This is a genomic window from Streptomyces sp. NPDC003379, from assembly GCF_053589195.1.
In genome coordinates, this window is sequence record NZ_JBSFRK010000084.1 from 1 (window position 1) to 19,196 (window position 19,196).

The following is a 19,196-nucleotide window of genomic DNA, read 5'->3' on the forward strand; positions in this document are numbered from 1 at the left end:
CATCTGGGGCAAAGCCCCCGCTTCAGGGGCGCGGGGAACTGCGCGAGCAACCACAACGAAACCGAGAGCCGCGAACGAACAAGGCCCCCCACGGCGAGTGGGCGGCTTCAGGGGCGCGGGGAACTGCGCGAGCAACCACCACGAGACCGAGAGCCGCCAACCAAGCACGCCCCCCACGGCGAGTGGGCGCCCCGCCAACGCTACCCGCGGTAAATCGCCTCGATTTCGTCCGCGTAGTCCTTGGCCACAACATTCCGCTTCAGCTTCAGCGACGGCGTCAGATGCCCCGACTCCTCCGTGAACTGAGAAGCAAGCACCCGGAACTTCCGTACGGACTCCGCCTTGGAGACCGCCGCGTTCCCGTCGTCCACCGCACTCTGGATCGCCGCCAGCAGATCCGCGTCGTCACGCAGGGAAGCAGCCGTCGACCCGGCGGGCTTGCCCCGCTCCGCGGCCCACCGGCCGAGGAACTCGTCGTCGACCGTGACGAGCGCGCCCACGAAGGGGCGGCCGTCGCCGACGACCATGCACTCGGCGACCAGGGCGTGCGCGCGGATGCGGTCCTCGATCACGGCCGGGGCGACGTTCTTGCCGCCCGCGGTGACGATGATCTCCTTCTTGCGGCCGGTGATGCGGAGGTAGCCGTCCTCGTCGAGGGTGCCGATGTCACCGGTGTGGAACCAGCCGTCGGCGAGGGCCTCTTCGGTGGCGCCCTCGTTGTTCCAGTAGCGCGAGAACAGGTGCTCGCCGTGGAGCAGGACCTCCCCGTCGTCGGCGATGCGCACGACGGAGCCGGGCAGCGGCTGGCCGACCGTGCCGATCTTCTGGCGGTCCCACGGGTTGAAGGCGGTGGCCGCGCAGGACTCGGTCAGGCCGTACCCCTCGAGGACCGTGAAGCCGATGCCGCGGAAGAAGTGGCCGAGGCGCTCGCCGAGCGGGGCGCCGCCGGAGATCGCGTGCTCGCCGCGGCCGCCGAGGACCGCGCGCAGCTTGCTGAAGACCAGCTTGTCGAAGATCTTGTACTTGATCTTCAGGCCGAGGGACGGTCCCGAGGGAGCGTCGAGCGCGCGGCTGTAAGCGATCGCCGTGTCCGCGGCCTTGTCGAAGATCCTGCCCTTGCCGTCGGCCTGCGCCTTGGCGCGCGCCGCGTTGTAGACCTTCTCGAAGACGCGCGGGACACCGAGGATCAGCGTCGGCCGGAACGCGGCCAGCTCATCGGTGAGGTGCTTGATGTCCGGCGCGTGGCCCAGCTTGATCGGCGCCATCAGCGCGGCGACCTCGACGAGGCGGCCGAAGACGTGCGCGACGGGCAGGAAGAGCAGCACCGAGCACTCGCCCGTGCGGAAGAGCGGCTTCAGGCGCTCCACCACGTTGCCGCATTCGGCGAAGAAGCTGCGGTGCGTGAGGACGCAGCCCTTGGGGCGGCCCGTCGTGCCCGAGGTGTAGACGATGGTGGCCGGATCGTCGGCGCCGGCGACCGCACTGCGCTCGTCGACGGTCCGGTCCGTGACGTCGGCGCCCGCGCGGTTCAACTCCTCGACGCCGCCCTTGTCGATCTGCCAGACGTGCGCGAGGGCGGGCAGCCGGTCGCGTACGGACTCCACGGCGGCGGCGTGCGCGTCCAGCTCGACGACGCAGGCCACGGCGCCGGAGTCACCCAGGATCCACTGGATCTGCTCGGCCGAACTCGTCTCGTACACCGGCACGGACACCGCGCCCGCGCTCCAGATGGCGAAGTCGAGGAGTGTCCACTCGTAGCGGGTACGGGACATCAGGCCGACTCGGTCGCCGGGCCGCACACCGGCGGCGATCAGCCCCTTGGCGGTGGCGCGCACCTCCGCGAGGAACGTAGTGGCGTCGACGTCCTGCCAGCTGCCGTCGACCTTGCGGCCGATGACGGCGACATCCGGGTGCTGTGCGGCATTTCTACGGACGATGTCGGTCAGGTTGCCGTCCGCAGGGACCTCGTACAGGGCCGGAAGGCTGAACTCGCGCAAGACTGCTGCTCCTACATAGGGCGCCGGCGCCACGACGTTGTGTGCTGCGACGGTGCGGTCCAAGATCGGGCAGGTGCTCAGTCGAGATGGGGGGCCGAGCACTACTGGACTGCCCGGACGTTACCCACCGGTATGGCTTGTTCGGTAGGGGGGCGGGGCCAGATGTTCGGTGCGTCACACATCGTCGTGGTCTGCATCGCACAGTACGCCACCGCCTTCCCGACTCGGAAGTAACCGCAGGTCCGGCCGGTGACCATGGCCCCTTCCGCCCGTCCGGCGGCCGTCCTAGGGTGATCGGCATGCCAGCTTTCCGGGTCAATGTGGTCAGTGACGTGCACGGCAACGCGGCGGACCTCGCCCGCGCGGGCGACGGCGCCGACGCGCTCGTCTGCCTCGGCGATCTCGTGCTGTTCCTCGACTACGCCGACCACTCGCGCGGCATCTTCCCCGACCTCTTCGGCGAGGGGAACGCGACCAGGCTGGTGGAGCTGCGCACCGCCCGCCGCTTCGAGGAGGCCCGCGCGTTCGGCAGGGAGCTGTGGGCGGGCGTGGACCGCGTCCCGGCGATCGAGCGCGCGGTCCGCAAGCAGTACGCCGAACTCTTCGCCGCCTTCCCCACCCCGACGTACGCCACCTACGGCAATGTCGACATGCCGAGCCTGTGGCGCGAATACGCCGGTCCCGGCACCACCGTCCTGGACGGCGAGCGCGTAGAGATCGGCGGACGCGTCTTCGGCTTCGTCGGCGGCGGTCTGCGCACCCCGATGCGGACGCCCTACGAGATCAGCGACGAGGAGTACGCCGCCAAGATCGAGGCCGTCGGCGAGGTCGACGTCCTGTGCACCCACATCCCGCCGGACGTCCCCGAGCTCCTCTACGACACCGTGGCCCGCCGCTTCGAGCGCGGCAGCCGCGCCCTGCTCGACGCGATCCGCGGGACCCGCCCCAAGTACGCGCTCTTCGGCCACGTCCACCAGCCCCTGGTCCGGCGCATGCGCGTCGGCGCGACGGAGTGCGTGAACGTGGGCCACTTCGCCGGGTCCGGAAGGCCCTGGGCCCTGGAGTGGTGAGCACGCGGCGCGCGGTAGCCTTCACGCGGTAGGAGACCCCCGTTCCGGACCGCATCTGGAGGAGCCACGGCCATGGCCGAACACACCAGCTCGAGCATCACGATCGAGGCGGCTCCGGCCGAGGTCATGGGAGTGATCGCCGACTTCGCCCGCTACCCGGACTGGACGGGCGAGGTGAAGGAGGCCGAGGTCCTCGCCACCGACGAGCGGGGCCGCGCCCAGCAGGTCCGCCTCGTCATGGACGCGGGCGCGATCAAGGACGACCAGACGCTCGGCTACACCTGGACCGGCGACGACGAGGTCAGCTGGACCCTGGTCAAGTCCCAGATGCTGCGCTCCCTGGACGGCTCGTACCTCCTGAAGCCCGTCGGCTCCGGCACCCAGGTCACGTACAAGCTGACCGTGGACGTCAAGATCCCCATGCTCGGCATGATCAAGCGCAAGGCCGAGAAGGTCATCATCGACCGGGCGCTGGCCGGGCTGAAGAAGCGGGTGGAGTCCAAAGAGGCGTGACGCCCCGGCCGCCCGGAAAGGCCGCTGACGTAGCGTTCACCCTTATGCGCACCCTCCTCGTCACCGGCCCCGGCGGCTCCGGGCGGACCACCGTCGCCGCCGCCACGGCGCTCGCCGCCGCGCGCTCCGGCCGGCGGGCCCTCGTGATCAGCGCCGACCGCACCGACACCCTCGGCGCGGTGCTCGGCAGCCCGGACGCGCACCCCGGGCTCACCGTGCGGCGCCTGGCCCCCGACGACCGCTTCCGGGACGACCTGATCGCTCTGCAGGAACGTGCCTCCTCCGGCCTCGACCTGCTCGGTGCCGAGCGGCTCGACGGCGAGGAGCTGACCCCGCTGCCCGGAGCCGAGGAGCTGGCCCTGCTGCGCGCGCTGCGTGACGCCGCGCACGGCCCCGCGTACGACACCGTCGTCGTCGACCTGCCGCCCGTCCCCAGAGCCCTCGCGCTGCTCGCCCTCCCCGAGCAGCTGCGCCGCTACCTGCGCAGGCTGCTGCCGCCCGAGCGGCAGGCCGCCCGCGCCCTGCGCCCCATGCTCGGCCGCCTCGCGGGCGTCCCGATGCCCGCCGCCTGGCTGTACGAGACCGCCGCCCGCTGGGAGGACGAACTCGCCGCCGCCCAGGCCGTGGTCGAGGCCCCCACCACCACCGTGCGCCTGGTCGCCGAGCCCGGTCCCGCGGGCGCCGACGCCCTCGGCTCCGCCGCCACCGGCCTCGCCCTGCAAGGCCTGCGCACCGACCTCCTCATCGCCAACCGCCTGCTGCCCGACGCGTCCCCGGACACCTGGCTCGCGGCGCTCTCGGCCCAGCAGCACAAGACGCTGGACGTGTGGGAGACGGCGTACGACCACGTCGGCAGGGTCCGCCACCTCGGCCACGACCCGCGCGGTGCCGACGACCTCGCCGCCCTCGGCGTGCCCGCCCCTACCGCCGCCCCCGGCCCCGTCGAGTGGCCCGTCACCGAAGCGCCCACCGGTGAGGAGAGCCACTCCTACATCTGGCACATCCCGCTCCCCGGCGCCGTACGCGAGGAGCTCGGCCTGATCCGGCGCGGTGACGAACTCGTCGTCACCGCCGGCGCCCACCGCCGCATCGTCACCCTGCCGTCCGCGCTGCGCCGCTGCACCGTCGCCGGGGCCGGGCTGCGCGAGGGCGAGCTGAGGGTGCGGTTCACGCCGGACCCCGACCTGTGGCCGCGCGGACGGTGACTCCTCGGCCGCGCGGACGGTGAACGGGTTGCGGCCATTCGGGTAACGTCGAGTGGTATGAGCGATGCCAGCGAGCGCGAAGCCCCCGAAGCCGAAGCCGACGCAGACGCCTGGGAGAAGGCGTGCGCCGAGGATCTCGCGGCGGAGCAGGCCCGCCGCCGTGCCCAGTACGGGCCGCAGCCCGGATCGGCCGCCGAGGAGCTGCGCAAGCTCGTCGACGCCGTCTCCGAGAAGCTCTCCGGGCTCCAGTCGCCGCTGCTCGGCGCGGTCGGGCAGGGCGTCGTCGAGCAGACCGTGAAGCAGGTCGTCCAGCAGGCGAAGGCCGCGGTCGAGCCGGTCATCGAGCGCAACCCCGACGTCTTCGACCACCTGGCCGCGGCCGGTTCCGAGCTGCTCGCCGCCTACCGCTCGGCGGTCGAGGGCCAGGAGAGCCGCTGGACGCGCGGTGACACTTCGGACGGCCCCGCGCGCGGCACGGACCGCGGCGACGACGGGCCTCCGGCCGGGGAACACATCGATCTCGACTGACCCCCCTCGGGTACGGTGGGCCGTAGCGGGGCTCGATCGAACTGAGGGATTCATGGGACTCACCATCGGCGTCGACATCGGCGGCACCAAGATCGCGGCCGGAGTGGTCGACGAGGACGGCAACATCCTCTCGACCTTCAAGGTGCCGACCCCTGGTACTTCCGAGGCCATCGTCGACGCGATCGCCTCCGCCGTGGAAGGCGCACGAGCGGGTCACGACATCGTCGGCGTGGGCATCGGCGCCGCCGGCTACGTCAACCGCCAGCGCTCCACGGTCTACTTCGCGCCGAACATCGACTGGCGGCAGGAGCCGCTCAAGGAAGAGGTCGAGAAGCGCGTCGGCCTGCCGGTCGTCGTGGAGAACGACGCCAACGCCGCGGCCTGGGGCGAGTACAGGTTCGGCGGCGGCAAGGGCCACCGCAACGTCATCTGCATCACGCTCGGCACCGGCCTCGGCGGCGGCATCATCATCGGCAACAAGCTGCGCCGCGGCCACTTCGGCGTGGCCGCCGAGTTCGGCCACATCCGGATGGTCCCGGACGGCCTGCTCTGCGGCTGCGGCAGCCAGGGCTGCTGGGAGCAGTACGCCTCGGGGCGCGCCCTCGTGCGGTACGCGCGCCAGCGGGCCAACGCGACGCCCGAGAACGCCGAGTATCTCCTCTCGCTGGGCGACGGCACCCCCGAGGGCATCGAGGGCAAGCACATCTCGATGGCCGCCAGGCAGGGCGACGCCGTGGCCATCGACTCCTACCGCGAGCTGGCCCGCTGGGCGGGCGCCGGCCTCGCCGACCTGGCGTCGCTCTTCGACCCGTCCGCGTTCATCGTCGGCGGCGGCCTCTCGGACGAGGGCGAGCTGGTCCTCGACCCGATCCGCAAGTCCTTCAAGCGCTGGCTCGTCGGCGCCGCCTGGCGTCCCGAGGCCCAGGTCATCGCCGCCCAGCTGGGCAACAAGGCGGGCCTGGTCGGCGCGGCGGACCTGGCGCGGGAGCCCGACCCCGTCATGTGACCCCGAGGTGAGGCGCCGCCGATAGCGCCGCGCGCTCGTCCCCAAACGCCGGACAGGCCGGATGACCTCCGCCTGTCCGGCGTTCGCGTATCTTGATCGGCATGTCGACGAGCCCGCCCCGTACGCTGCCCGACTCGCGCACCGAAGGGGACGGTTCGGCCGTTGTCCGGGTACTCAGCTACAACATCCGCTCGATGCGCGACGACACCGCCGCGCTCGCCCGGACCATCGCCGCCTGCGCCCCCGACCTCGTCCTGATCCAGGAGGCGCCGCGGTTCTTCCGCTGGCGCAAGAAGCTGGCCCGCCTCGCGCGCGCCGCCGATCTGGTGATCCTCTCCGGCGGCGGCCCGGCGGCCGGGCCCGCGCTGCTCTGCTCGCTGCGGGCGACCGTCGAGCGGACCGAGGACGTGCTGCTCCCGCTCACCCCGGGGCTGCACCGGCGCGGCTTCGCCACCGCCGTCGTCCGCTTCGGCGGCGCCCGGCTCGGCGTCCTGAGCTGCCACTTGAGCCTGCGGGCCGACGAGCGGTACGAGCAGGGCGGGATGCTGCTCGACCGGCTCGCCGGGATGGGCGTGGAGCACGCGGTCGCGGGCGGCGACCTCAACGAACGGCCCCACGGGCGGACGTTCCGCAGGCTCGCGGCCGAGCTGCGGGACTGCTGGACGGCGAGGCCCTGGGGCGGCGAGAACACCTCGACGCCGGTCGATCCTCATCAGCGCATCGACGCGCTGTTCGTCACGCCGGGCATCGAAGTCCTCGGCTGCGGCGTGCCCTTGGACCTGCCCGGCGTGCGCGAGACGGACCTGAGGGCGGCCACGGACCACCTTCCGGTCCTGGCCGCCCTCAGGGTTCCCTCTGCTCGGTGAGGTTCGTGGTGCGCCGAGGTCCGGGCTCAGACGACCGCGCCGCGTCCCGGGTCGTCGTCCTCCTCGTCGTCTCCGCTGTGCATCCGCGTCACGAGCGTGGCGAAGCCGCCGAGGAAGCCGCCGACGCCGAGCGTGGTCAGCCACCACGTCATCTGCCACCCGAACAGCACGGCGAGCAGGATGAGCAGCGGGCCGCCGAGCACGGCGAGCCAGGCGAACTTGGCCGTCACGTCGGCCTCGGGCAGCGGCGGATCCGGCGGCACGAAGTGCCCCTCGTCGTCCGCGTCGAAGTCGTCCTCGGAGGGCTCGGGGGTGGTGTAGTCGCGCGGGCCGCCGACGCCGGGCGCGAAGGAGACGGAGCCGCCGAGCGGCTTGCCGGCGCCGGGCTCTTCGCCGGGCTTGGCGTCGGGCTCGGCGTTCGTGGCGTCGGACTTGGCGTTCTCGGCATCGGACTTGGCATCCGAGCCGGTGTCGCGGTCCGGGCCGGAGCCGGAGTCCTTGCCGGGGGTGTCCTTCGTGAGGCCGCCCTTCGTGGGGCCGCTCTTCGTGGGGCCGCCCCCCGGCCCGTTCGTCTCGGACTCCAGGAGTGCCAGGTCCTCCACCGACTTGAAGGGCTTCGCGCCCGGCGGGTCCGCGGGCTCCTCGCCGTACCCCGCGACGATCGCCTGCCAGGCGGCGTCCTCGTCCACCGGCAGCCCGTCGTCGCCGGACGCCTCGCTCTTCTCCGGCTCACGGCTCTCGTCGCGGCTCTCGTCGCGGTCCGCCTCATGCTCAGCCACCTGTGGCCGTCCCTTCCTTACCCACACTGGGAGCGAGCCGGCCGATGAACGCGTAGCTCTCCTCGAAGATCCGGTCCGCATCGTGGTCCAACGTCGCCACGTGGTAGCTCTGTTCCAGCAGGATCTCCCTGACGTCCGTGGACGAGACACGGCTGAGGACGCGGGCCGAGTCGGCGGGCGACACCACATGGTCGCGCGGGCTGTGGAGCAGCAGCAACGGCTGTGTCACCTGCGGCAGTTGGCCGTCGACCATGCGGAAGAAGAGACGCATGGAGTGCGCGGCGTGCAGTGGCACGCGGTCGTACCCGATCTCCACCACGCCGTCCTTGGCGATGTCGCTGACGATGCCCTTCGTCGTCCGTACGAGGTGACGGACGACCGGCAGCGCGCGGGGCGCCAGGCCGTGCAGCTTGTTCGCCGGGTTGACCAGGACGATGCCGCTGATCGCGTCGCCGTGCTTCGCCGCCAGGCGCAGCGCCAGCGCGCCGCCCATGGAGAGGCCGAGGACGAAGACCTGCGAGCACCGCTCCAGGAGGCCGCGCAGCTCGCGCTCCACCTCCGCGTACCAGTCCTGCCAGCCGGTGATCTGCATGTCCTCCCAGCGGGTGCCGTGCCCGGGAAGGAGCGGCAGCGAGACGGTCAGGCCGCGCTCCACCAGATACTCGGCCCAGGGGCGCAGCGACTGCGGGGATCCGGTGAAGCCGTGGCAGAGCAGGACGCCGACCTCGCCGCCATCGTGGCGGTACGGCTCGGCTCCGGGGAGGACCGGCACCTTCGGTCTCCTTCGTGAGAGGTGGAAGGGGGGTTCAAGGGGATGCGAGGAGTACTTCACCGTACGCGACCGGACTGACACCGACCAGGGTCGTCGGGCCCATTGGCCGTACCGCGGGTTAAGGTCTGATCCACACCAACAGGAGGCACTCGGTTTGATCTACGGCGCAATGAAGGTTGCCATCGGAGGGCCGCTGAAGCTCGGCTTCAGGCCCTGGGTGGAGGGCCTTGAGAACGTCCCCGCCGAGGGCCCCGCGATTCTGGCGAGCAACCACCTCTCGTTCTCGGACTCCTTCTTCCTCCCCGCGGTCCTCGACCGCAAGGTCACCTTCATCGCCAAGGCGGAGTACTTCACCTCACCCGGCGTGAAGGGCAAGCTCACCGCCGCCTTCTTCAAGGGCGTCGGCCAGCTCCCCGTGGACCGCTCCGGCGCGCGGGGCGCCGGCGAGGCGGCCATCAAGAGCGGCATCGAGGTCCTGGAGCGCGGCGAGCTCTTCGGCATCTACCCCGAGGGCACGCGCTCGCCCGACGGGCGCCTCTACCGCGGCAAGCCCGGCGGCCTCGCGCGCGTTGCGCTCGCCACGGGCGCGCCGGTGCTCCCCGTGGCCATGATCGACACGGAGAAGATCCAGCCGCCCGGCAAGTTGATGCCGAAGCTGATGCGCCCCGGTATCCGCATCGGCAAGCCGCTCGACTTCCGCCGCTACCAGGGCATGGAGCAGGACCGCTTCGTGCTGCGGGCGCTGACCGACGAGGTCATGTACGAGATCATGAAGCTCTCCGGCCAGGAGTACGTCGACGTGTACGCGACGGCCGCGAAGCGCCAGATCACCGAGGCCGCCAAGGCCGCCAAGTCGGTCGAGAAGTCGGTCGAGAAGTCGGTCGAGAAGCCGGTCGGGCAGTCGGGGGACAAGGAACGGTCCGGCTCGTAGCCGCGTCCGTCCCGGGGTGGGAAGACGGCCGTAAAGACGGCGGTGGAAAGACGGCAGTGGGGGACAGGGCAGTGGGGGGCATGGCCAAGCGCGAGCGCGTCATGAGGATGTCGGTCGAGCAGCCGCTCTGGCGCGCGCTCGCCGGCTACCGCGTCCTGACGATGCTGTACGCCATCGGCCTCTTCGCGACGGCGCACGAGGAACTCGACCGCCCCTGGCTGGCCGTCGCCTACTACACGGTGCTGGCCGGCTGGACCCTCGGCACGCTGCGCAGCGTGGCGAACGCCGCGAGCTGCACCAAGCGGTTCCTCGTCATCGACCTGACCGTGGCCCTCGTAGGCATTCTGCTCACCCCTCTCGCCGACTCGCACCAGCGGATCGTCGAGGGTGGTCCGACGCTGCCGTCCATCTGGACCGCCGGCGCCGTCCTCGCGTACGCCATCAAGGGCGGCTGGCGCTGGGCGGCCTTCGCGTCCCTGCTGGTGGGCGTCGCCAACGTGGTGCAGCGCGGGGCGTTCAGCCGTGACACCGTCCACAACGTCCTGCTCGTCTGCATCGCCTCCATCGCCATCGGATACGTCGTGGAGGTGGCCCGCGCCTCCGAGCGCACCCTCGCCCGCGCGCTGGAGATCGAGGCCGCGACCCGCGAGCGCGAACGCCTCGCCCGCGACATCCACGACAGCGTGCTTCAGGTGCTCGCCATGGTGCAGCGGCGCGGCACCGCCATCGGCGGCGAGGCGGCGGAGCTGGGCCGGATGGCGGGCGAACAGGAAGTGGCGCTGCGCACCCTGGTCGCCGGGGGCCTGGTGCCCGCGTCGCGCGCCTCGGAGGACGCCTCGCAGGGCGCGCTCGTACGTGCCGTCGAGGAGCCGGACGAGGAGCCCGACGACGCGGAGCCCCGCGATCTGCGCCCGCTCCTCGCCTCGCACGCCGGATCGAAAGTGACCCTCTCCGAACCGGGCGCCCCGGTGCTCCTCGCACCGCCCGCCGCGAGGGAGCTGGCGGCCGCTGTCAGTGCCGCACTGGACAATGTCCGTAGACATGCCGGAGCGGACGCGCACGCCTGGATCCTGGTCGAGGACGAGCCGGGCGAGGTGATCGTGACGGTCAGGGACGACGGCCCGGGCATCCCGGAGGGCCGGCTCGCCGAGGCGGAGGGGGAGGGACGCCTCGGCGTCGCCCTGTCGATCCGGGGACGGCTGCGGGACATCGGCGGCACGGCCGAGCTGATCTCGGTGCCGGGCCAGGGCACAGAAGTGGAACTGAAAGTCCCACGCGAAGCGGCGCGGGACGCACGGGGGAAGGCAGGAAAGGCACGATGAGCGACCAGCGACAGGGCCAGCGACAGGCCCGGCGCCCGGACCAGCGCCCGGACCAGCGCCCGGACCAGCGCCCGGACCAGCCACAGGACCAGCGCACGGAACCGGCCATCAAGGTCATGGTCGTCGACGACCACCCGATGTGGCGTGACGCGGTCGCCCGTGACCTCGCGGAGGCCGGGCTCGACGTGATCGCGACCGCCGGGGACGGCGAGCAGGCCGTCCGCCGCGCGCATGCCGCCGCCCCCGACGTCCTCGTCCTCGACCTGAACCTCCCGCTGAAGCCCGGCGTCCAGGTCTGCAAGGAGCTGGTCGCCGCCAACCCCGCGCTGCGCGTCCTCGTCCTCTCCGCGAGCGGAGAGCACGCCGACGTCCTGGAGGCGGTCAAGTCCGGCGCCACCGGCTATCTCCTGAAGTCGGCGTCCACGGAAGAGCTGATCGACGCGGTGCGCCGCACGGCCGTCGGCGACGCGGTCTTCACCCCGGGCCTGGCGGGACTGGTCCTCGGCGAGTACCGCCGCCTGGCCACCGAGCCCGCGGTCGGCGCCCCGGACGACCCGAAGGCCCCGCGGCTCACCGACCGCGAGACGGAGGTGCTTCGCCTGGTCGCCAAGGGCCTGAGCTACAAGCAGATCGCCGAGCGCCTGGTCATCTCCCACCGCACCGTGCAGAACCACGTCCAGAACACCCTGGGCAAGCTCCAGCTGCACAACAGGGTGGAACTGGTGCGGTACGCGATAGAGCGCGGTATCGACAAGGCCGACGACGCCTGACCCCTCGTACGAGTGAACGCACATGATCAACCCCCGCAACCTGTAAGGGAATTGACCGTTCGCCCCGTCCCGAAGTGACCTGGATCACCATTAGCGTGACCCGCATCAGGTCACTGAGGCGAAGGGACTGTTCCATGGGGGCCAAGAAAATTGGCGTACTGACCGGAGGCGGCGACTGCCCCGGGCTCAACGCCGTCATCCGGGGCATCGTCCGCAAGGGCGTGCAGGAGTACGGCTACGACTTCGTCGGTTTCCGGGACGGCTGGCGCGGTCCACTGGAGGGCGACACCGTCCGGCTCGACATCCCCGCGGTCCGCGGCATCCTGCCGCGCGGCGGCACCATCCTCGGCTCCTCGCGCACCAACCCGTTCAAGGTGGAGAACGGCGTGCGCCGCATCAAGGAGAACCTCGCCAAGTACGAGGTCGACTCCCTCGTCGCGATCGGCGGCGAGGACACGCTCGGCGTCGCCGCGCGCCTCACCGACGAGTACGGCGTCCCGGTCGTCGGCGTCCCGAAGACCATCGACAACGACCTCTCCGCCACCGACTACACCTTCGGCTTCGACACCGCCGTCGGCATCGCGACCGAGGCGATCGACCGCCTGCACACCACCGCCGAGTCCCATATGCGCGTCCTCGTCGTGGAGGTCATGGGCCGCCACGCGGGCTGGATCGCCCTGCACTCGGGCCTCGCGGGCGGCGCGAACGTCATCCTCATCCCCGAGCAGCGCTTCGACGTCGACCAGGTGTGCGCCTGGGTGACCTCGCGCTTCAAGGCGTCGTACGCCCCGATCGTCGTCGTCGCGGAAGGGGCGATGCCCAAGGACGGCGAGATGGTCCTCAAGGACGGTACGCAGGACTCCTTCGGGCACGTCCGGCTCTCCGGCGTCGGCGAGTGGCTCGCCAAGGAGATCGAGGGGCGCACCGGCAAGGAGGCGAGGACCACCGTCCTCGGGCACGTCCAGCGCGGCGGCACCCCCAGCGCCTTCGACCGCTGGCTCGCCACCCGCTTCGGGCTGCACGCGATCGAGGCGGTGCGCGACGGCGACTTCGGCAAGATGGTCGCACTCCAGGGCACGGACATCGTGCGGGTCCCGATCGCGGAGGCGACGGCCCGCCTGAAGACGGTGGACCCGGCGCTGTACGAGGAGGTCGGCGTGTTCTTCGGCTGAGGCGCGCCACGAAGGGACGGCCCCCGGGCTCAGGGTGCCGTCCCCACGGGCCGTACCTAGACTCACGCCCATGGAGATCCTCGCCTTCGGCGTGCAGTCCGACGAGAAGCCGCTGATCGAGAAGGCCTTCGAGGGGCACCACGACATCCGCTGCCTCGACGTCTTCCTCAACGAGGACACCGCCCCCATCGCAGCGGGCTACGAGATCATCTCCTCCAGCGTCAACGCGACCCTCGACAACCGCGTCCTGCAGACCCTCGCCGCCGGCGGGACGCGGATGATCGCCCAGCGCTCCACCGGGTTCAACAACATCGACCTCCGGGTCGCCGAGCGCCTCGGCCTGACCGTCGCCCGCGTCTCGTCGTACTCGCCGTACTCCGTGGCCGAGTTCGCCTGGACGCTCGCGACGGCCGTCAACCGCCGCATCGTCCGCGCCGGCAACCGCACCCGCGACTTCGACTTCCGCCTCGACGGGCTGATGGGCCGCGATCTGCGCGGCCGCACCGTCGGCGTACTGGGCACCGGCAGGATCGGCGAGGCGTTCACCCGGATCGCACACGGCTTCGGCATGAGACTGCTCGGCTGGGACGCCGTGGAGAACCCCGCCTGCGCCGAGCTGGGCATGCGGTACGTCGAGAAGCACACGCTCTTCGCCGAGGCCGACCTGATCAGCCTGCACGTCCCGCTGCTCCCCTCGACGCAGCACCTCATCGGCGCCGACGCGCTGCGCCTGATGAAGGACGACGCGATCCTGGTGAACTCCAGCCGAGGCGGCCTCATCGACACTGAGGCCCTCGTCGCGGAGCTGCGCGCCGGGCGCTTCGCGGGCGTGGGCCTTGACGTGTACGAGGCGGAGGCGGGCCTCTTCTTCCTCGACAAGTCCCTGGAGGCCATGGCGGACGACACCCTGGCCCGCCTCGTGACCTTCCCGAACGTGCTGGTCACGTCCCACCAGGCGTACTACACCAAGGACGCCGTCGGCCAGATCATCGACACCACCCTGCGCAACGTCCTGGACTACACGGAGGGCCGCCACAACGAGAACGTCCTGGTCCCGGCGGCCCCCACCTCATAGCCGCCGTGGCTAGACGAGCACCCCGGACAGCAGCTCCCGCACGATCGCCGTTCCGCGCAGCGTCAGCACCGACTCCGGGTGGAACTGCACCCCGGCGAAGCCAGTACCGCGCAGCGCGTGCACCTCGCCGGTCGCCGCGTCCCTGCTGACCTCCACGCCGTGCGCCGCGAGCTCCACCGAGGCCTCGTCGTCGCAGCGCGCCACGAAGCTGTTGTAGAAGCCGACGGTCTCCGTCCGCCCGAAGAGGTCGACCGGCGTCTGCGCGCCCTGGCAGGGGACCTCCTTGCGGACGATCTCCAGGCCCAGCTCGGCGGCGAGCAGCTCATGGCCCAGGCAGACGCCGAGCACGCCGTACCGGTGATCGCGCACGACGTCGGCGGTCAGCGAGCGCAGGAACCGCATCTTCGGGTCGGCGGTGTCCGAGGGGTCGCCGGGCCCGGGGCCGAGCACGACGGGCCCCTCGTGCGCGAGCACGGCGTCGCGCAGCCCCGGCTCGTCGTAGCGCCGCACGGTGACCGTCAGGCCCGCGGAGCGCAGCAGGTGCGCGAGCATCGCCGTGAAGGTGTCCTCGCCGTCGACGACCAGGGCGTGGCCGCAGAGCAGGCCGCTCGGCTCCTGCATCCGCAGCCAGAACGGCGCGAGACGGTCCCGCCGCCCGTCCAGGGCCGCCCGCACGCGCGGATCGTCGGCGAGGGCGGGCCGCACCTCCTCGTGGCGGGGCCGCCCGGGACGCACCCCGAGGGCGGCCAGCACCCCCGCCGCCTTCGCATGGGTCTCCGCGACCTCGCCCGCCGGGTCCGAGCCGCGCACGAGCGTCGCGCCGACCGGCACCCGCAGCTTCCCGGAGGGTGAGATGTCGGCGGTGCGGATCAGGATGGGGGAGTCCAGGGTCTGCGCGCCGCCCGCGTCGCGGCCGATGAGCGCGAGGGCGCCCGCGTAGTAGCCGCGCCCGCCCGCCTCGTGCCGCTCGATGACCCGGCAGGCGTTCTGCACGGGCGAGCCGGTGACGGTCGCCGCGAACATCGTCTCCTTGAGCACCTCGCGCACGTCGAGCGACGACTTGCCGCGCAACTCGTACTCGGTGTGCGCGAGGTGCGCCATCTCCTTCAGGCGCGGCCCGACCACGACACCGCCCATGTCACCGACGGTGCACATCATCTTGAGCTCCTCGTCGACGACCATCGACAGCTCCTCGATCTCCTTGCCGTCGGCGAGGAAGGCGAGCAGGTCCTCGGGGGTCGGCCCGTCGGCCGGGTAGCGGTAGGTGCCGCTGATCGGGTTCATGACGACCGTCCCGCCGGACATCCGCACGTGCACCTCGGGGCTCGCCCCCACGAGCGTGCGGTCGCCGGTGTGCACGACGTACGTCCAGTACGCGCCCCGCTCGCCCACCAGGAGCCGCCGGAAGAGCGCGAGGGCGTCCGCCCTGCCGAAGCCGGGGATCTCACCCTCGTACGTACGGCGGATCACGAAGTTGGCCCCCTCGCCCCGCCCGATCTCCTCGCGCAGGACCCGCCCCACGATGTCCGCGTACGCCGCGTCGTCCACGTCGAAGGCACCGCCCTCGACCCGCACCTCGTGGGCGGGCAGCGCCGACAGGGCCGCGTCGAGCGGGAATTCGTACGTCTCCTCGGGGGTGAGGACGGTCAGGGGCGTGCCGTCGTCGCGGACGTCGAAGCCGCGCTCCCTGATCTGCCGGAAGGGCACGAGCGCGAGGCCCTCGGGGATGTCCGCGAGGCGGTCGTATGTGCCCGTCGGGCCGACGAGCACCTCGACCGTGTCGTGGTCGCGGCCGGGCGTGCGGCGGCGCAGCAGGGCGAACGGGCGGTCGTCGGACAGGAGGTCCGACAGGACCGTCGGCTGCCGCGTAGGTTCTGCCGTCTGCATGGGTTCTGTTCCTTCTCACTCGGAGAGGAACGGCCCGGCGCCCGGCAGTCCCGGGAAACACTGAAGGCCGCCCCTCGGGCGGCCTTCGCGAGTCTGTGGATACGCGCAGTCAGTGGGCCGCCGGATGAGCGGGCCACCACCAGTTTCGAGTCGTCGTCTGCGCGTGCATGTCCGGCACCTTAGCGCATCATCAGGACGTCGAGGCCTTCGTCGAGATACGGCCCGAGCTCCTCGTCGGCGGGCACCACCGAGGGCACCGCGTGGCCGAGCTGGGTGTGCCCCAGATAGACGCTGTACGCGAGCAGACCGCGCCGGCGGGCCTGCGCCTCGGGGAAGCCGAGGCCCGCGAAGAGCTCAGCGACGTACGCCACCCGGCGCTCGGTCACCTTCCGCAGGGCCGCGGCGACCTGGGGGTGCCCGGCGGTCGCCAGGAGGGAGACCTCCAGGGGGCCGGACGCGGCGGAGGTGATCGCCTCGGCGAAGAGCAGCCGGATCCGCTTGCGGAGGTCCGGCTCGGCCTCCACGTGGCTGATCATGCCCTCGGTGTGGAGCTTCGCCCATCGCTCAAGGGCGGCCTCGATGAGCGCGTCACGGTTCGCGAAGTGCCAGTAGAAGCTGCCCTTGGTGGTGCCGAGGCGGACCGCGAGCGGCTCCACCGCGACGGCCGCGAGGCCGCCCTCGCCGATCGCCGTCAGCGCGGCGTCCGCCCAGTCGTCGGCGGTCAGCCGGGGCTTCGCCGGGGTCGTCTTCCGCTGCCGTTGCACCATGACCGTACGGTACCGTATGGTCACTGACCATACGCCAGCGTATGGAGGTACGCGATGAGCACGGTCCGCAACGAACACGAGCGCGTGGTCACCGCCCCGGCAGCGACGGTCGGAGCCCTGCTCGACCGCCTCTCCGCCGAGGACGACCCGATCTTCCCCACGCCGGCCTGGCCCGCGATGACCTTCGACGGCCCGCTCGCCGTCGGCGCGAGCGGCGGCCACGGCCCGCTCCGGTACCGAGTGACGGAGCACGAGCCCGGCCGCCGCGTCCGCTTCGACTTCACCGCGCCCGACGGGGGCTCCGACGAGGGCTTCCACGAGATGGCGGTGGAGCCACTCGGCCAGGGCCAGGGCCAGGACCGCTGCCGCGTGCGGCACGTCCTCGAATTCCGGCTGCGCGGCGCGGACCGGCTGCTGTGGCCCACCGCCATCCGGCCCGTGCACGAGACGATGGTCGAAGAGATGCTCGACAACATCGAGCGCGCGGCCACGGGTGCCGTCACCCGCCCCGTCCGCTGGACCCGCCGCGTGCGGCTCCTGAACCGCCGCTCCTGGGCCCGCCCCGAGACCGTCGAGACCCCCGAGGCGGCCCACCTCATCCGCGGCGCCGTCGAGAACCCCCACTACCGCGACGCGTACCGCATGGACCTGCTCCCCGGCCTGCCGCGCGACCCCGGAGCCTGGACCGGTGTCCTGCGCGACGCCTTCCCGGTCCTCGCCCGCGAGGGCGGCGAGCTGCTGATGGACGTGGACACGGCAGGGCTGACGGCCCGCGCCTCGATCCTGGTCGACGAGCGGCACATCACCCTCAGCACGGCCGTCCGGGCGGACACCCGGCGCTCCCGGCTCTACTGGGGCGCCGTCAAACTGGCGCACCCCGTCATGGCCCGCATGATGCTCCGGCGCGTCCACCGCCGACTCGCCCTCGCGGCCCCGAGCGCGGCCGAACGCGCCAAGGAGGCCGAGCGGGTGGAGGAGGCCGGGCGCTCCTCCGTGTCGGGTCCGTCTCACTTGGTGAGCGGGTGAATGGACGGTGCCCCGCACCCCGTAATGTTGACGAGGTGACCGTGAACGCTAAGACCACCGCCACCGGCGGCAACACCTGGCGAAACCTGCCCGCGGCGCAGCAGCCCGAGTACCCCGATGCCGAGGCTCTGCGCGATGTGATCGCGGACCTCGAGTCGTATCCGCCGCTCGTCTTCGCGGGCGAGTGCGACCAGCTGCGCGCCCGACTGGCCTCTGTCGCCAAGGGAGAGGCGTTCCTGCTCCAGGGCGGCGACTGCGCCGAGGCCTTCGACGCCGTGTCGGCCGACCACATCCGGAACAAGCTGAAGACGCTCCTCCAGATGGGCGCCGTCCTCACGTACGCGGCGTCCGTGCCCGTCGTGAAGATCGGCCGCATCGCGGGGCAGTACTCCAAGCCGCGCTCCAAGCCGGTCGAGACCCGCGACGGCGTGACTCTCCCGACCTACCGGGGCGACTCCGTCAACGGCTTCGACTTCACCGAAGAGGCCCGCATCCCGGACCCCGAGCGTCTGAAGCGGATGTACAACGCGTCCGCCTCCACGCTCAACCTGGTGCGCGCCTTCACCACCGGCGGCTACGCCGACCTGCGCCAGGTGCACGCCTGGAACCAGGACTTCGTGAAGTCGTCCCCCTCCGGCCAGCGCTACGAACAGCTGGCCCGCGAGATCGACAACGCGCTCAACTTCATGCGGGCCTGCGGCACCGACCCGGAGGAGTTCAAGACCGTCGAGTTCTACGCCTCCCACGAGGCGCTGCTGCTCGACTACGAAGGCGCGCTGACCCGCGTCGACTCCCGCACCGGCAGGCTGTACGACACCTCGGGCCACATGGTCTGGATCGGTGAGCGCACCCGTCAGCTGGACCACGCGCACATCGAGTTCGCCTCGCGGATCCGCAACCCGATCGGCGTCAAGCTCGGCCCGACCACCACGGCCGAGGAGGCGCTCCAGTACATCGAGCGCCTCGACCCCGACCGCGAGCCCGGCCGGCTGACCTTCATCGTCCGCATGGGCGCCGACAAGGTTCGCGACAAGCTGCCCGAGCTGGTCGACAAGGTCACCGCGTCCGGCGCGACCGTCGTCTGGATCACCGACCCGATGCACGGCAACACCTACGAGGCGGCCTCCGGCCACAAGACCCGCCGCTTCGACGACGTGCTCGACGAGGTGAAGGGCTTCTTCGAGGTCCACAAGGCGCTGGGCACGCACCCGGGCGGCATCCACGTCGAGCTCACCGGTGACGACGTCACCGAGTGCGTGGGCGGCGGCGACGAGATCTTCGTCGACGACCTGCACCAGCGCTACGAGACGGCCTGCGACCCGCGGCTCAACCGCAGCCAGTCGCTCGACCTGGCATTCCTGGTCGCCGAGATGTACCGCGACCAGTAAATTCCCGGAAGTACGCGGTGGTGGGGGGCGGGTGCCAGGGTTGCGCGCCCCCCCCGCGGTTAGGGGGGGTTGTGTTGCAGGGGGCGGGGGGAAGGGTTGTTTTGGCACACCCAAAAAAAGGG

General features: G+C 71.7%; 19 protein-coding genes. 13 read left to right on the plus strand and 6 right to left on the minus strand.

The features are described from left to right. Positions 1-200 precede the first annotated feature (200 nt). A complete protein-coding gene (locus tag ACWDVB_RS38715; protein WP_451518250.1) occupies positions 201-1,997 on the minus strand; it encodes an AMP-dependent synthetase/ligase in 1,797 nt (598 codons plus the stop codon). A gap of 299 nt (positions 1,998-2,296) precedes the next feature. Here ACWDVB_RS38715 and ACWDVB_RS38720 point away from each other — a divergent pair, with 299 nt between their 5' ends. The 6 genes from ACWDVB_RS38720 to ACWDVB_RS38745 all read left to right on the plus strand — a co-directional run bounded on the left by ACWDVB_RS38720 (position 2,297) and on the right by ACWDVB_RS38745 (position 7,185). Continuing rightward, positions 2,297-3,067 carry a metallophosphoesterase family protein gene (locus ACWDVB_RS38720; protein WP_451518251.1) on the plus strand — a complete coding sequence of 257 codons (771 nt, stop codon included), beginning with the start codon at positions 2,297-2,299 and terminating at the stop codon, positions 3,065-3,067. A gap of 72 nt (positions 3,068-3,139) precedes the next feature. Next, positions 3,140-3,580, plus strand: coding sequence for an SRPBCC family protein (locus ACWDVB_RS38725; RefSeq protein ID WP_451518252.1), 441 nt, complete (start codon positions 3,140-3,142; stop codon positions 3,578-3,580). 44 nt (positions 3,581-3,624) lie between these two features. Beyond that, positions 3,625-4,785 (plus strand): ArsA family ATPase, encoded by a 1,161-nt coding sequence (locus ACWDVB_RS38730; protein WP_451518253.1) that lies wholly within the window; start codon positions 3,625-3,627, stop codon positions 4,783-4,785. A gap of 57 nt (positions 4,786-4,842) precedes the next feature. Further along, entirely contained in the window at positions 4,843-5,313 is a 471-nt protein-coding gene (locus ACWDVB_RS38735) for a DUF5304 domain-containing protein (protein WP_451518254.1), read from the plus strand. A 52-nt stretch (positions 5,314-5,365) separates the two neighbouring features. Continuing rightward, positions 5,366-6,319, plus strand: coding sequence for an ROK family glucokinase (locus ACWDVB_RS38740; protein ID WP_451518255.1), 954 nt, complete (start codon positions 5,366-5,368; stop codon positions 6,317-6,319). Positions 6,320-6,420: 101 nt separating this feature from the next. After that, a complete protein-coding gene (locus tag ACWDVB_RS38745; RefSeq protein ID WP_451518256.1) occupies positions 6,421-7,185 on the plus strand; it encodes an endonuclease/exonuclease/phosphatase family protein in 765 nt (254 codons plus the stop codon). A 26-nt stretch (positions 7,186-7,211) separates the two neighbouring features. Here the strand turns inward: ACWDVB_RS38745 and ACWDVB_RS38750 are convergent, their stop codons facing one another. Beyond that, the gene (locus ACWDVB_RS38750) at positions 7,212-7,964 is read right to left on the minus strand and encodes a hypothetical protein (RefSeq protein ID WP_451518257.1); all 753 of its coding nucleotides are present in this window, start codon (positions 7,962-7,964) and stop codon (positions 7,212-7,214) included. Beyond that, positions 7,957-8,736: an alpha/beta hydrolase gene (locus ACWDVB_RS38755; protein WP_451518258.1), complete on the minus strand. Its 780-nt coding sequence runs from the start codon at positions 8,734-8,736 to the stop codon at positions 7,957-7,959. Before ACWDVB_RS38755 ends, ACWDVB_RS38750 begins: the two co-directional genes overlap by 8 nt. Before the next feature lie 169 nt (positions 8,737-8,905). Between ACWDVB_RS38755 and ACWDVB_RS38760 the strand changes: the two genes are divergently transcribed. From ACWDVB_RS38760 to ACWDVB_RS38780, 5 genes are all read left to right on the plus strand, one after another. Beyond that, positions 8,906-9,667 (plus strand): lysophospholipid acyltransferase family protein, encoded by a 762-nt coding sequence (locus ACWDVB_RS38760; RefSeq protein ID WP_451518259.1) that lies wholly within the window; start codon positions 8,906-8,908, stop codon positions 9,665-9,667. Between the two features lie 80 nt (positions 9,668-9,747). Further along, positions 9,748-10,989 (plus strand): MacS family sensor histidine kinase, encoded by a 1,242-nt coding sequence (gene macS / locus ACWDVB_RS38765; protein WP_451518260.1) that lies wholly within the window; start codon positions 9,748-9,750, stop codon positions 10,987-10,989. A 116-nt stretch (positions 10,990-11,105) separates the two neighbouring features. After that, positions 11,106-11,759 (plus strand): response regulator, encoded by a 654-nt coding sequence (locus ACWDVB_RS38770; RefSeq protein WP_451518305.1) that lies wholly within the window; start codon positions 11,106-11,108, stop codon positions 11,757-11,759. Positions 11,760-11,893: 134 nt separating this feature from the next. After that, entirely contained in the window at positions 11,894-12,931 is a 1,038-nt protein-coding gene (locus ACWDVB_RS38775) for a 6-phosphofructokinase (RefSeq protein WP_451518261.1), read from the plus strand. Between the two features lie 70 nt (positions 12,932-13,001). Next, positions 13,002-14,006: a 2-hydroxyacid dehydrogenase gene (locus tag ACWDVB_RS38780; protein WP_451518262.1), complete on the plus strand. Its 1,005-nt coding sequence runs from the start codon at positions 13,002-13,004 to the stop codon at positions 14,004-14,006. A 9-nt stretch (positions 14,007-14,015) separates the two neighbouring features. Here ACWDVB_RS38780 and ACWDVB_RS38785 read toward each other — a convergent pair whose 3' ends face one another. The 3 genes from ACWDVB_RS38785 to ACWDVB_RS38795 all read right to left on the minus strand — a co-directional run bounded on the left by ACWDVB_RS38785 (position 14,016) and on the right by ACWDVB_RS38795 (position 16,660). After that, a complete protein-coding gene (locus ACWDVB_RS38785; RefSeq protein WP_451518263.1) occupies positions 14,016-15,893 on the minus strand; it encodes an anthranilate synthase family protein in 1,878 nt (625 codons plus the stop codon). A 109-nt stretch (positions 15,894-16,002) separates the two neighbouring features. Then, positions 16,003-16,062 (minus strand): trp operon leader peptide, encoded by a 60-nt coding sequence (locus tag ACWDVB_RS38790; RefSeq protein ID WP_106977022.1) that lies wholly within the window; start codon positions 16,060-16,062, stop codon positions 16,003-16,005. A gap of 10 nt (positions 16,063-16,072) precedes the next feature. Continuing rightward, positions 16,073-16,660 carry a TetR/AcrR family transcriptional regulator gene (locus tag ACWDVB_RS38795; RefSeq protein ID WP_451518264.1) on the minus strand — a complete coding sequence of 196 codons (588 nt, stop codon included), beginning with the start codon at positions 16,658-16,660 and terminating at the stop codon, positions 16,073-16,075. A 54-nt stretch (positions 16,661-16,714) separates the two neighbouring features. Here ACWDVB_RS38795 and ACWDVB_RS38800 point away from each other — a divergent pair, with 54 nt between their 5' ends. Both ACWDVB_RS38800 and ACWDVB_RS38805 read left to right on the plus strand, forming a co-directional pair. Beyond that, positions 16,715-17,686, plus strand: coding sequence for an SRPBCC family protein (locus tag ACWDVB_RS38800; protein ID WP_451518265.1), 972 nt, complete (start codon positions 16,715-16,717; stop codon positions 17,684-17,686). Positions 17,687-17,721: 35 nt separating this feature from the next. Beyond that, positions 17,722-19,074 carry a class II 3-deoxy-7-phosphoheptulonate synthase gene (locus ACWDVB_RS38805; protein WP_451518266.1) on the plus strand — a complete coding sequence of 451 codons (1,353 nt, stop codon included), beginning with the start codon at positions 17,722-17,724 and terminating at the stop codon, positions 19,072-19,074. Positions 19,075-19,196: the final 122 nt, after the last annotated feature.

Coding starts and splice junctions, on each gene's coding strand:
- ACWDVB_RS38760 (WP_451518259.1), top strand. CDS start 8,906: ATGAAGGTTGCCATCGGAGGGCCGCTGAAGCTCGGCTTCAGGCCCTGG.
- ACWDVB_RS38775 (WP_451518261.1), top strand. CDS start 11,894: ATGGGGGCCAAGAAAATTGGCGTACTGACCGGAGGCGGCGACTGCCCC.
- ACWDVB_RS38725 (WP_451518252.1), top strand. CDS start 3,140: ATGGCCGAACACACCAGCTCGAGCATCACGATCGAGGCGGCTCCGGCC.
- ACWDVB_RS38730 (WP_451518253.1), top strand. CDS start 3,625: ATGCGCACCCTCCTCGTCACCGGCCCCGGCGGCTCCGGGCGGACCACC.
- macS (WP_451518260.1), top strand. CDS start 9,748: ATGGCCAAGCGCGAGCGCGTCATGAGGATGTCGGTCGAGCAGCCGCTC.
- ACWDVB_RS38735 (WP_451518254.1), top strand. CDS start 4,843: ATGAGCGATGCCAGCGAGCGCGAAGCCCCCGAAGCCGAAGCCGACGCA.
- ACWDVB_RS38780 (WP_451518262.1), top strand. CDS start 13,002: ATGGAGATCCTCGCCTTCGGCGTGCAGTCCGACGAGAAGCCGCTGATC.
- ACWDVB_RS38785 (WP_451518263.1), bottom strand. CDS start 15,893: ATGCAGACGGCAGAACCTACGCGGCAGCCGACGGTCCTGTCGGACCTC.
- ACWDVB_RS38800 (WP_451518265.1), top strand. CDS start 16,715: ATGAGCACGGTCCGCAACGAACACGAGCGCGTGGTCACCGCCCCGGCA.
- ACWDVB_RS38720 (WP_451518251.1), top strand. CDS start 2,297: ATGCCAGCTTTCCGGGTCAATGTGGTCAGTGACGTGCACGGCAACGCG.
- ACWDVB_RS38745 (WP_451518256.1), top strand. CDS start 6,421: ATGTCGACGAGCCCGCCCCGTACGCTGCCCGACTCGCGCACCGAAGGG.
- ACWDVB_RS38740 (WP_451518255.1), top strand. CDS start 5,366: ATGGGACTCACCATCGGCGTCGACATCGGCGGCACCAAGATCGCGGCC.
- ACWDVB_RS38795 (WP_451518264.1), bottom strand. CDS start 16,660: ATGGTGCAACGGCAGCGGAAGACGACCCCGGCGAAGCCCCGGCTGACC.
- ACWDVB_RS38770 (WP_451518305.1), top strand. CDS start 11,106: ATGGTCGTCGACGACCACCCGATGTGGCGTGACGCGGTCGCCCGTGAC.